The organism is Candidatus Binatia bacterium (assembly GCA_023150935.1).
In the GTDB taxonomy this organism is placed as follows: domain Bacteria; phylum Desulfobacterota; class Binatia; order HRBIN30; family HRBIN30; genus JAKLJW01.
On sequence record JAKLJW010000056.1, the window covers coordinates 1 to 10,123 of the forward strand.

The 10,123-nt window shown below is 63.3% G+C and carries 17 protein-coding genes; 10 read left to right on the forward strand and 7 right to left on the reverse strand.

Features of this window, described 5'->3' with window-relative positions:
• The 8 genes from L6Q96_21155 to L6Q96_21190 all read left to right on the forward strand — a co-directional run.
• On the forward strand, nt 1–367 hold a 367-nt coding region (locus tag L6Q96_21155), incomplete at its 5' end, for a hypothetical protein (protein ID MCK6557060.1).
• Nucleotides 367–1,524: a PDDEXK nuclease domain-containing protein gene (locus L6Q96_21160; GenBank protein ID MCK6557061.1), complete on the forward strand. Its 1,158-nt coding sequence runs from the start codon at nt 367–369 to the stop codon at nt 1,522–1,524. The genes L6Q96_21155 and L6Q96_21160, both read left to right, overlap by 1 nt.
• 355 nt (nt 1,525–1,879) lie before the next feature.
• Nucleotides 1,880–3,406: a hypothetical protein gene (locus L6Q96_21165; GenBank protein MCK6557062.1), complete on the forward strand. Its 1,527-nt coding sequence runs from the start codon at nt 1,880–1,882 to the stop codon at nt 3,404–3,406.
• Nucleotides 3,403–3,564 (forward strand): hypothetical protein, encoded by a 162-nt coding sequence (locus tag L6Q96_21170; GenBank protein MCK6557063.1) that lies wholly within the window; start codon nt 3,403–3,405, stop codon nt 3,562–3,564. Before L6Q96_21165 ends, L6Q96_21170 begins: the two co-directional genes overlap by 4 nt.
• Before the next feature lie 258 nt (nt 3,565–3,822).
• Nucleotides 3,823–4,194 (forward strand): hypothetical protein, encoded by a 372-nt coding sequence (locus L6Q96_21175; protein MCK6557064.1) that lies wholly within the window; start codon nt 3,823–3,825, stop codon nt 4,192–4,194.
• 45 nt (nt 4,195–4,239) lie between these two features.
• Complete coding sequence (locus L6Q96_21180; GenBank protein ID MCK6557065.1) at nt 4,240–4,473, forward strand: hypothetical protein; 234 nt, start codon at nt 4,240–4,242, stop codon at nt 4,471–4,473.
• Nucleotides 4,474–4,504: 31 nt separating this feature from the next.
• Nucleotides 4,505–4,753: a DUF2281 domain-containing protein gene (locus L6Q96_21185; GenBank protein ID MCK6557066.1), complete on the forward strand. Its 249-nt coding sequence runs from the start codon at nt 4,505–4,507 to the stop codon at nt 4,751–4,753.
• 94 nt (nt 4,754–4,847) lie between these two features.
• The gene (locus tag L6Q96_21190; GenBank protein ID MCK6557067.1) at nt 4,848–5,150 is read left to right on the forward strand and encodes a PIN domain-containing protein; all 303 of its coding nucleotides are present in this window, start codon (nt 4,848–4,850) and stop codon (nt 5,148–5,150) included.
• On the opposite strand, the gene L6Q96_21195 is transcribed toward L6Q96_21190, so the two are convergent.
• Both L6Q96_21195 and L6Q96_21200 read right to left on the reverse strand, forming a co-directional pair.
• Nucleotides 5,147–5,554, reverse strand: a complete 408-nt coding sequence (locus L6Q96_21195) for a site-specific integrase (GenBank protein ID MCK6557068.1) — start codon at nt 5,552–5,554, stop codon at nt 5,147–5,149. The genes L6Q96_21190 and L6Q96_21195 overlap by 4 nt on opposite strands.
• The gene (locus L6Q96_21200) at nt 5,511–5,927 is read right to left on the reverse strand and encodes a GxxExxY protein (GenBank protein MCK6557069.1); all 417 of its coding nucleotides are present in this window, start codon (nt 5,925–5,927) and stop codon (nt 5,511–5,513) included. Before L6Q96_21200 ends, L6Q96_21195 begins: the two co-directional genes overlap by 44 nt.
• A 267-nt stretch (nt 5,928–6,194) precedes the next feature.
• Between L6Q96_21200 and L6Q96_21205 the strand changes: the two genes are divergently transcribed.
• Nucleotides 6,195–6,467: a type II toxin-antitoxin system prevent-host-death family antitoxin gene (locus L6Q96_21205; protein ID MCK6557070.1), complete on the forward strand. Its 273-nt coding sequence runs from the start codon at nt 6,195–6,197 to the stop codon at nt 6,465–6,467.
• A complete protein-coding gene (locus tag L6Q96_21210) occupies nt 6,467–6,856 on the forward strand; it encodes a type II toxin-antitoxin system VapC family toxin (protein ID MCK6557071.1) in 390 nt (129 codons plus the stop codon). Before L6Q96_21205 ends, L6Q96_21210 begins: the two co-directional genes overlap by 1 nt.
• Before the next feature lie 157 nt (nt 6,857–7,013).
• Here L6Q96_21210 and L6Q96_21215 read toward each other — a convergent pair whose 3' ends face one another.
• From L6Q96_21215 to L6Q96_21235, 5 genes are all read right to left on the reverse strand, one after another.
• Nucleotides 7,014–7,970 (reverse strand): hypothetical protein, encoded by a 957-nt coding sequence (locus L6Q96_21215; GenBank protein MCK6557072.1) that lies wholly within the window; start codon nt 7,968–7,970, stop codon nt 7,014–7,016.
• 37 nt (nt 7,971–8,007) lie between these two features.
• Nucleotides 8,008–8,823, reverse strand: coding sequence for a hypothetical protein (locus L6Q96_21220; protein MCK6557073.1), 816 nt, complete (start codon nt 8,821–8,823; stop codon nt 8,008–8,010).
• A 57-nt stretch (nt 8,824–8,880) separates the two neighbouring features.
• Entirely contained in the window at nt 8,881–9,201 is a 321-nt protein-coding gene (locus tag L6Q96_21225; GenBank protein MCK6557074.1) for a helix-turn-helix domain-containing protein, read from the reverse strand.
• A 4-nt stretch (nt 9,202–9,205) separates the two neighbouring features.
• Nucleotides 9,206–9,583 carry a type II toxin-antitoxin system RelE/ParE family toxin gene (locus tag L6Q96_21230; GenBank protein ID MCK6557075.1) on the reverse strand — a complete coding sequence of 126 codons (378 nt, stop codon included), beginning with the start codon at nt 9,581–9,583 and terminating at the stop codon, nt 9,206–9,208.
• Between the two features lie 153 nt (nt 9,584–9,736).
• Nucleotides 9,737–9,928 carry a hypothetical protein gene (locus tag L6Q96_21235; GenBank protein ID MCK6557076.1) on the reverse strand — a complete coding sequence of 64 codons (192 nt, stop codon included), beginning with the start codon at nt 9,926–9,928 and terminating at the stop codon, nt 9,737–9,739.
• Nucleotides 9,929–10,123 lie beyond the last annotated feature (195 nt).

Here is a 10,123-nt window from a genome sequence, read left to right on the forward strand (position 1 = left end):
GGGCCAGGGCAGGCACGGGGGCCAGGGCAGGCACGGGGGCCAGGGCAGGCACGGGGGCCAGGGCAGGCACGGGGGCCTGCCCCTACACAGACGGCGTAGCATCTGGGCTGTCGGCGAATGGACATGTGGGCACACATGTGTAGGGGCGGCCCCCTGTGGCCGCCCTCTCTCCGAAGAGCAGGACAACCTGATCCTTGACGAGTGGTTCACCAAGCAGGGCTACTCCAGCAAGGATAGCGAATTCGACCTGATCTACGTGAACGGCGACAACAACCTCGATAACCTCAAGGCACCTGACGACACCTGGAAGGTGCGCCTCATCGAGGAGGACTTCTTCCGTCTGATGTTTGAGACGGAGGGGGTGTGATGGCGAAGAAGAAAACCCCCAACGCTCCGCTCGCTCGCGCCGCGGAGCCGCTGTATCGGGAGATCCGCGCAGTCATCGAAGAGGCGCGCGCCGGGGCCTACCGAGCCGTGAACACGGCGATGGTGCATGCCTACTGGCACGTCGGGCGGCTGATCGTGGAACACGAGCAGGGAGGCAAGCGGCGGGCGGCCTATGGAGCGGAAGTGGTCGAAGATCTCTCGCAAAGACTCACGGCCGATTTCGGCAAGGGGTTCACCGTTCGAAACCTCTGGAACATGCGCCAGTTCTACCTTTCGTTCCAGATTCTGCACGCACCGCGTGCAGAATCTGGAGATCAGAAACAGGACGCACCGCGTCTCGAATCCGGCGGCAAATCTCGAAAACGGCACGCACCGCGTGCCGAACCTGGCCCCGTCTTTCGCCCGGAACTTTCCTGGACTCACTACCGGCTGCTGCTGGCCGTCGGAGATTCTCGAGCTCGTGAGTGGTACCTGCACGAAGCCGCCGAGCAGCACTGGTCCACCCGTCAGCTCGAACGCCAGATCTCCGTGCTTTACTACGAGCGCCTGCTGGCCAGCCGCAAGAAGGCGCCCGTACGCAAGGAAGCCCGGGACAAGATCGCCGCCGTCGAACCGGAACAGTTCATCCGCGACCCGTACGTGCTGGAATTCCTCGACCTGAAGGACTACCCGGCGCTTCGGGAGTCCCGGGTTGAGCAGGCCATCATCGACAACCTGCAGGCGTTCCTGCTCGAGCTGGGGAAAGGGTTCTCGTTCGTGGCGCGGCAGAGGCGGATGCGCTTCGAGGACGAGGACTTCTACGTGGACCTCGTCTTCTACAACTACCTGCTCAAGTGCTTTGTCCTGATTGACCTCAAGGTCGGCAAGCTGACTCACCAGGATCTCGGCCAGATGGATTCCTACGTACGCATGTTCGACGCCCATGCGCGGCCCGAGGGCGACAACCCGACCATCGGCCTGATCCTCTGTTCCCGCAAGAACGAAGCGATCGCGAAGTACTCGGTGCTGAGCGAAGCGCGCCAGATCTTCGCCGCCAAGTATGTGAAGGTGCTACCCACCGAACGCGAGCTTACGCGTGAAATCGAGCGCGAACGACGACTGATCGAGGCGGGTCGCCCTGGCGAGGAGAAGCCCTGATGCCGCGCGGACGCCCTCGTGCGAGTTCTGGAGCGGCTCCGTCCGAAAGACGCCGCCGCGGCGCCGGCGCGCGCCCAGCGCTCCCCTTCAACCGCAAGCTGGTCCTCAACCAGTAACTGCTCGGCCTCTTCGGCGTCGAGCGCTTCGATCAGCTCGCCGAGCACCTGCGCGAGTTCGAGAAAGCCGGCATCGAGGCGGAGATCTTCAACAAGGACGGCCGAGGGCTGTTCGCCGGACAGGCGGTGGAGATCCTGGAAGTCACCAAGCTCAAGGAGGAGATGGGCGAGAAGACCGTTGCGGTGGATGCCTTCGAGGGCAACAACCTGGTGCTGGTGGACGAAGGGCACCGCGGCGCGTGGGGCGGGGCGAGGGCGCGCAGATCATCCAGCTCTTCGGCCGCGGCGTCCGGCTCAAGGGCGTTGGCATAAGTCTCAAGCGCAGTGCACGCGCCACGCTGCCCGACGGACTGGATCGGCCGAAGCACATCGAGACGCTGGAGACCCTGAACATCTTCGGCATCCGCGCCGACTACATGGCGCAGTTCCGCGACTTCCTCGAAGAAGAGGGCCTGCCTACCAACGACGAGCGCATCGAGTTCATCCTGCCGATCATAAAGAACCTCGGCACGCGCCCGCTCAAGACGATCCGCCTCAAGAGGGAGATCAACGGCGTCAGCACCGAGTTCGGCGACGCCTTCCGCAAGCTCGGACCGGTTCCAACCGTCAGCCCCCCGGACCCCACGCGAGAGCCCGCCACCGCGTACCTGCAGAAGAACCAGGTCATTCTCAACTGGTATCCGAAGATCCAGGCGATGAAATCCGTGGGCGCCGCGGGCGGAGACGACGATGGCGCGCCGAATCAGGCGTGGCTGACCGCTCGCCACGTCGCATTCCTCGATCTCGACCGCCTGTACTTCGACCTGGAGCGGTTCACGGCCGAACGCGGGTGGCACAACCTGAACCTGCCTCGCGCCGTCATCGCCAGGCTGCTCGCGGACACGACGTGGTACCGGCTGCTGATCCCGGACTCCGAGCTGGCATTCGATTCGTTCGAGCGCGTGCGCGTCTGGCAGGAAGTGGCGCTTGCCCCGCTGCGCAAGTATGCCGAGCGCTACTACACGTTCCGGAAGCGCGAGTGGGAGCTACCACACCTGGAGTACCGGGACATCGGCGAGGACGATCCCAACTTCCCGTGCGTCGTCCGGGAAACTGGTCCCGAGTACGGCTATCGCATTCTGATCGAGGAGTCGCAGCAGGAGATCGTCGAGAAGCTCAACGAGCTGAAGGCGGCCATCGAGGCAGGCGACCTCAAGCCCTGGGAGTTCCGCGGCATCAAGGCCGTCTGGTTCGGCCGGCACCTCTACCAGCCGCTGGTCTTTCTCGACGGCGGAGTGGTCGAGATCTCGCCGGCCCCCCTCAATAAGGGTGAGCGTCGCTTCGTCGAAGACCTGAAGGCCTTCCACGATGACAACCCCGAGTTCTTCGCTGAGCGCGATCTGTACCTCCTGCGCAACATGAGCAAGGGCCGTGGCGTCGGGTTCTTCGAGGCCGGCAACTTCCACCCCGACTTCATCGTCTGGCAGCTCAAAGCCGACCGCCGGCAGGTGGCCTTCGTGGATCCCAAGGGCATCCGGAACGTCGGCCTACAGGATCCCAAGATCAGCTTCTTCGAGACCGTCAAGGAGATCGAGAAGCGGCTTGGCGACCCAAGCATCGTGCTCGACTCGTTCATCGTCTCGAACACGCCGTCGCGCGTGATGCGCAAGCAGTGGGGCATCGAGAAGCCCGAAATGGCCGAGCGACACATCGTATTCCAGGACGAGGACAAGGATACGTATGTGGGGACGATTCTGGAGAGCGTTGGTGCAGGGATACGCACATGAGTTCACGTCGTCGCTTCTCAGAGCGTCAGGGTTACGCACGCACCGACGTGGCGGAGATTACCGTCCGCCAGGATGCGCCGAAGTACGTCGGACAGATTCGATTGCCCACCGGGTTCTCCGATCATTCGATGCGAGCGACTTTCATCACCCGCCCTTGATAACGGTGCCAGCCTCGAGGAAGTGCAACGCGCCGCCGGTCATGCCGATGCCACGACAACGAAGCTTTACGATCGTCGCGGCTACAACCCAGAGAAGTTCGCAAGTTTCTCAGCTACTGAAGGCCCGCGTGTGAGAAAGCGGCCGCCTACCATCCTCGAGCGACCGACCCTCTCCTCGTCTAGCGTCTTGGTCTGGTGCAGTCCTTGGTGTAGGAACGCGCAATGATGTAACCCAGCAATCAGATGTCGATTGGATCGATGACAGACTCAACCACTGATAAGTATTCAGCCGGCGAACAGGGACTGGGGTATATCTATCAGGCGCGGCTGAACAAGGATGTGAACACGTTCGATCAGATGGCGCTCGCGCTGCACTACCACATGTTCCAGTTGGTGATCGTTGCGAACAACGGCCTTTATGGCGGCAGCAACGCTTACGTGCCCTACCGGGAGGCCCACATTAGGCAGGTCTTTCACCTGCATGGACAACCACAGGCATCAATCGCCTTCCTAGAGATCGACAACATCGCCGAATTCTTGCAGCGGAAAGCCAACGCGCAGAACCAGTCCGTGACACCTGTCAGCCCAGCGGTGGGGCCGCTTCGGAAGTCCCCTCCCGCAGGCGTGTGAGCCGGGAAATCATGACGCCGCCATGTTCGACCGAGAGGAATAGCCGTGCTTGATCTGGTAACGGCCGCCCGGTTCGACCGTCGCACGAGCAGCGGCAAGACCTGGCCTTGCCTGTTGAGCTGCGCGACGGCGGATGGGAATGAGCGGGAGGTCGTCGCGAAGTTTTCGGCTGGCTGTGAGCGCGGCGTTGCCCTCTGTGCCAATGACGGTGAGACATTTTCCCTGCTTGCTGGCTTGGTCGCCGAAGGGATGTGCTATCTGGCGCCTTCGGCTACGTGAGGTACACGCGATGAACAGAAAGGAGACTCGCATGACGCTCGTCGAAGCCATCCAGGCTCACGTCCGACTCCTGCCGCCCGCGCTCCAGCGTGAGGCGCTGGATTTCATCGCCTGGCTCGAGGCTCGTTATGGGATTGCGGCGCCTCCCGTTCCCGCCCCGTCCCCATCCTCCACCGAGGAGTTCATCGCGCGTCACGCCAACGCGCTGAGCGACGACTTCCCCGACGACATCGACGACTCTGATCTCGGCGAAGACACCGCACGGGAGTCGTTGGAATGAGCCGCTACCTGCTGGATACCAACGCCTGCATCGCCCTGATGAAGGAGAACGCCGGGGTGGTTCCCGTGTCCGTCAGGTGGGAATGGAGTCGCTGATGCTTTGCGCTCCGGTCAAGGCAGAGCTGTGGTTCGGCGCCTGCAAGAGCCAACGAGTTGCCGAGAATCAGGATCGTCTGCGCCAGTTCTTCGACGACCTGCCCAGCCTACCTTTCGATGATACCGCTGCCGAGCGCTGCGGCGAGATCCGCGCAACGCTGGCTGCCCAGGGTAAGCCTGTCGGTCCGTACGATTTGCAAATCGCCGCTATCGCCGTGTCCGGCAGCCTCACCGTTGTCACCGCCAACGTCGGCGAGTTTTCACGAGTCCCGGGCCTGGCCGTCGAGAAATGGCAGTCTTAGGAGAGTGCTTCCGGGCTGACCGAAGTAGCGAGGGTGCTGAAGCCCTTGCCGCGCTTGATGACGTGTTTCGGCCCGCGGACGGCATGCGCGGGGCTCGCGTTGAGCACATTGCCGATGACGAGCCAGTCGAAGAGCATCCGGATGGCGGCGAGCTCCTGCTTGACGGTCGGCTTGGCGTGCATGCGGCTGCGGTGCTCGACGTACGCGGCGACGAGCGTCGGACTGATCTGCGCGACGTCGCGGACGCGGCGCTGTTCGCACCAGGGGAAGAAATCGCCGACGGCTCGCGCGTACGCCCGACGCGTGTTCGGGTTGCGGATGTTGGCGGTGAATAACTCGATGAACCGCCAGGCCGCCCGGTCAATCCGCAGATGGCGCAGATGGACGCAGATGCGGGATGTCACCGGTGAAGACGAAGCGTTTGTATTCGAGGCGTGGCGCGCCGAAGTTCAGCAGAAGGCCGGTTTGGAAGCCTGTCGCCTTGAGGTAGTTGCTGGTCTGGGCCTCTTCCGAGCGGCCGAGCTGCCGCAGCGCCTTGATCCCGACGATGACCTCGCCAAAGCACACGAAGTCGACGCGATAGGAGCAGCGTAGCCGCGCTCCCTTGTACCCGACCGGCACTTCCGTCTCCCTTTCGAACGGGACGGCTCGGCTCTCGAACTCGATCGCAAGCGCCTCCTGGTAAACCGCCTCCAAGAATCCGTGACCAAGTTGCCGATGCACTTCGATTGCGGCCCCTATGATCGCATAGGTCCTCCGATCACCTCCCCGGCCCATTCTACTAAACATGGCTTAACCAGTATCCTCATTCAATCCCAGGCACCCCTCCTCTGCCGTCATCTGCGTCATCTGCGGACCAAAGCCCGGACCGGCTCCACAGCCTGACCTGTCCGTGCCCGCAAGCCCCCTGCCTGAGGGCAACCGCGCTCAGAATTCACCAGCGCCGGCGATCACGCGAAGCGTCGTTTCAGCCGAGGGTCGGAACCGCGAGAAGGCAGTAGCGGAGCCTTGGGGCGGCACCTGCTGTATGCTACCTTGCCGCACATGGAGAGCATCGGAGTCAGGCAGCTCCAGCAGAATGCGGCCGACACCGTGGATCGAGTCCGTCGCGGCGAGACCATCGAAGTGACCGTGCGGGGCCGGCCGGTTGCGAAGTTAGTGCCGGTGGGTGGCACCCTGCTCGATCAGTTGGAAGCATCCGGCAGGCTCAGGCGGGGAACAGGCGACCTGCTCGACCTGGGTCCACCCCTGAAGCCACGACGGGGCGTCGAGCTGCCGTCGGTCACCCTGGCGAGAATGCGGGCACGCGAACGCTGATGCTGTATCTGGATTCTTCGGCCCTGCTCAAACTCGTCGTGGCGGAGAAAGAGTCGGGCGCATTGCTGCGTTTTCTCAAACGCGAGCACGGCGAACGTGTTTCGTGCAGTCTGGTGCGCACCGAGGTCCTTCGCGCCACCCGCCGGCACGGTGCTGCCGCGCTCGAGAGGGCCCGGGCGTTGCTCCAAACCCTGCAACTACTCCAACTCGGCGATGCGCTTCTCGATGCCGCCGGCATGCTGGAGCCGTTGGAGATGCGCTCTCTCGATGCAATCCACCTCGCTGCCGCCAACCTCATCGCCCCCGAGCTTACGGCCCTGGTGACCTACGACAGGCGAATGGCACAAGCCGCCGTCGCCCTGGGCTTCCGGGTCGCGTCCCCTTCCTGATGTGACCGGCGCGGAACCCGACAAGTGGACTCCATTCACGAATGGTCGCAGGTGAGCGCCGAATCCGAGCTTGCGGCGACTATTTCGGTGCCGAAATGCCGGCCGTAACGCGAGGCCGCAACGCGGAGAACGGAAGCACCGTCGACCGGCAGCGGGGCTAGGTGCCCATACGGCGCAAGTGGCCGCAGATCAGGCACCGACATAAACCGTCAGTCGCGTTCCACGCGCGTCCTGCGCGGATCCAGTGAAGATTGAAGCGCCCGCCCTGGTTGTCCGAAGGGTTGAGCCAGAGCATGCGCTCGAAGATCGCGGCGGCCTCGGTCATCTTGCCGAGACGCCAGACGCAGGGGCCGTAGCCGCTCATGCAGCGCAGGAAGGACCGGTTGTCGATCCAGCCCCATGACAGTGCGCCGTCGAAGTTGGCGCCCAGCGACAACTCACCGATGCGCATGCCGATCTCGTAGTGCTTGATCGCGTCCTCCGGCCGGCGATCGAACACGAGGTTGCCAAGATGGGCATGGGCGTCGAGACAGCGCAGGTCGGCGTCGAGTAACTGCATCAGCAGCTTTTGGGCGCCGGTGAAGTCACCTCGATCCTTCAGATCATTCGATTGAATGATCGGGTCGCCGTCGGGATCGTCCGGATCGTCGCCGGGCAGCACCTGCTCCATCTCGTACTCGCGCCGCGGGCCGCGCGCGATGATGGGCAAGGCCCACTCCGGGAGAGGCTCGCCCTCTTCGCACCAATACTCCTCGTCGGGGTCCCACACGCCGTGGTCTTCGAGGCGTAGCGGGGTCAGCCCGAGCGCCGGGACGTCGATGTGGTGCGCGGTAATCTCACCCGAAAGGTACTCGTTCTTTGCATAGGTCCAGCGCTTGCGCGGCTGTACGGTAAGGATCTCGCCAGGAACGACGCGCCACAGTCCCGTGGCGCGCAGGGTGACCCTCCGAAGCTTTAGCGAAGGAGGGTCGAAAAGCAGGCAGCGCGCGGCCGTCTGTTTCAAGCTCGCGACGATGAGGTTCAGCGGCGCGGTCATCACGCTGGACCATTCCTTTCCATCTTTCGTCTCGCATGAAGTCGGGCATTCTGCAGCTTCCACAGCAACGCCGGCCATTGGCGCTGAATTCGTAGGCTTTCCGCGCTTGCGATTATCAAGAGCTTCCCTCGAACGACCTGTTCGCCAGGTGTGGTGGCACGAGGATATTCCAGCGCCGTTGCAATTGGCCGCCGGCGCGACGGCCCCCGAGGTACAGCGGCTGTTGCGGCTTGCGCTTCTCGAGCCTCGCCAGAAGTCGGCTGACTCCCGTGCTCACCTCCGGGTGCCGTTCGAGAAACCATCCGGTCGCCGCGTCCAGCACGCGCCGATCGAAGAGCTTGAGATACGCGTCGAGCAGGTCGAGATCGAGATCGCGGAATCCGGCGGCAGACTCGACGAGCTCGTCGAGGCCGCCCACCCACCAGGGTGCGGCGAAGCCGTCGACGAGCGTGCGTTCAGGGCCGGTCAGCCGGAGCGTTCGTCCGCGCCGATCGAGATCCACAACGCCGAACCCGGTGCGCCGCTTGCGGACTAATGGGGCCGGATGCGGAACCGCGGGCCACTCCATTCCGTCGATGCGCAGCGTGCGCCGCGGGTGCGCCGTGAAGTAGGGGAACTGGTGAAAGACGCTGTGCGCGTGTCCGAGCAGGTCCAGGGCACTGTGATAAGACAGAATGGCATCGGGTCGTAGCGCAGCGGCGACGAGATATGGGTCGGGTAGGAACGTGCGAGGGTCGGTGCCTATCGGAGTGACCGCGTAGAGCCCGCGTGCCAGCCGACGGAGTCGGCCGACCTCGGCATAGTACTTCGCCTGCTCGACGGCGCGCGCTCTCGAGTTCGGCCCGCCGAGCTGACGTTCCCAGAGATCCAGCGTGAGAACGGGATGCTCTTGGAACAGAAGGGCAGCGTTTTGAGTGCGCCTGCTAGCCATAACAGGGTGAATAGTACCCTATAACGGATTTAATCAGCAAGCCGCGTCTGGGTGTCCTCAAGCCGCCCGGCTCTTCAATGGAACGAAGCGGATCTCGACTCGCTTGTTGAGCGCGGTGGCGATGCGACGCAGCATCGCCAAGGAGTGGCCATCATAGTCGTCGTCTTCGAGACGCGAGATGACCGAGGCCGTCGTGCCAACGCGGTCGGCGAGCTGCTTCTGGGTGAGCTTCGCCTTGGTTCGCAGCTCGTAAACCTGACGGGCGACCTCGGCGCTGGCACGGGCTTCCTCGAGCTCCGCCAACCGCTCTGGTTGTCCAGCGAAGAACCGACGGTGGACGTAGTTGAGAGCGGCGGAAGTGCTCTTCTTTTTGGCCATGGGTTTAGTCCTCCGGTGGAACGAAGGTATGTCGCCGCGGATTGGCGTTGAACTGAACCTTCCGACGGGCGGCTTTCTCGATGTCCTTTGGCGGGACCGCTGCCTGTTGTTTCACCATGCCGTGCGAAGCAATCGCGGCCGTGCGCCCATGAAAGAAGTACAGCATTCGATAATTCACGCCGGCATGCTTGGCACGCAGCTCGTAGATGCCGTCGGCGAGGTAGTCGGCCTCCGGGCGCCGCAGCTCGTGCCCAAGCTCTCCGAGGCGATCGAGGCGAACCAGGCACTTCGCGCGCGCCGCGGAAGGAAGCGCCGCCAACCAGTCGACGAAGGGAATTGTTCCATCCTCCTCACGGAAGAAAATGACCTCAACTCCTGGCAACCAACGACCTCGATAGATCTTCGCAAAATTGCGAAGTCTTCGCAAGCAGTCTGATATCTCGAAGGGTGCCAGAAGGCGACGCACCACCTATTCGGAATCCAAACACTCGCCAAGGTCGGGGGCCGGGCTGCTCAACAACGCCCTTGGGCAGCTTCATCCTCGACGTCGCTTCGATGTCCCGAAAATCTGTCTCGCGAACTCCTCGTCCCAGCCGCGGTTGAGCTGGTAGTTGGCCTCGCTGCCGAAGCCGCGGAGTTGGTGCTTGAGCTCGCGGGGGAATCCGCGCAGCTGGTGCTTGGCCTCGTCGCGGATCTGACGGAGAATTTCCTCCTGTCGTCTTGCCATCTCTTGCTCCTCCTTATCGGTTCAAAACTCCCTCACTCTGAACTTAGGCCCCCGGGGCCTAAATCGCTGGTGCTTGGCAGCGCTCGCCAGCGGACGCGATCGCGCAAGTGGCTGATCTTGCGCTGAGATGCGCCAGGGAGCGCTGGCATCTCAGGGCTTGAGGCGCATCCCGCCTGGTCTGACCAGCGCAACCTC

Excerpts from the sequence above, each read along its gene's own strand:
- L6Q96_21225 (MCK6557074.1), bottom strand. The coding sequence starts at position 9,201 with ATGGCCAAAAAGAAGAGCACTTCCGCCGCTCTCAACTACGTCCACCGT.
- L6Q96_21210 (MCK6557071.1), top strand. The coding sequence starts at position 6,467 with ATGCTGTATCTGGATTCTTCGGCCCTGCTCAAACTCGTCGTGGCGGAG.
- L6Q96_21235 (MCK6557076.1), bottom strand. The coding sequence starts at position 9,928 with ATGGCAAGACGACAGGAGGAAATTCTCCGTCAGATCCGCGACGAGGCC.
- L6Q96_21170 (MCK6557063.1), top strand. The coding sequence starts at position 3,403 with ATGAGTTCACGTCGTCGCTTCTCAGAGCGTCAGGGTTACGCACGCACC.
- L6Q96_21205 (MCK6557070.1), top strand. The coding sequence starts at position 6,195 with ATGGAGAGCATCGGAGTCAGGCAGCTCCAGCAGAATGCGGCCGACACC.
- L6Q96_21220 (MCK6557073.1), bottom strand. The coding sequence starts at position 8,823 with ATGGCTAGCAGGCGCACTCAAAACGCTGCCCTTCTGTTCCAAGAGCAT.
- L6Q96_21185 (MCK6557066.1), top strand. The coding sequence starts at position 4,505 with ATGACGCTCGTCGAAGCCATCCAGGCTCACGTCCGACTCCTGCCGCCC.
- L6Q96_21160 (MCK6557061.1), top strand. The coding sequence starts at position 367 with ATGGCGAAGAAGAAAACCCCCAACGCTCCGCTCGCTCGCGCCGCGGAG.
- L6Q96_21215 (MCK6557072.1), bottom strand. The coding sequence starts at position 7,970 with ATGGCCGGCGTTGCTGTGGAAGCTGCAGAATGCCCGACTTCATGCGAG.
- L6Q96_21190 (MCK6557067.1), top strand. The coding sequence starts at position 4,848 with ATGCTTTGCGCTCCGGTCAAGGCAGAGCTGTGGTTCGGCGCCTGCAAG.
- L6Q96_21200 (MCK6557069.1), bottom strand. The coding sequence starts at position 5,927 with ATGGGCCGGGGAGGTGATCGGAGGACCTATGCGATCATAGGGGCCGCA.
- L6Q96_21175 (MCK6557064.1), top strand. The coding sequence starts at position 3,823 with ATGACAGACTCAACCACTGATAAGTATTCAGCCGGCGAACAGGGACTG.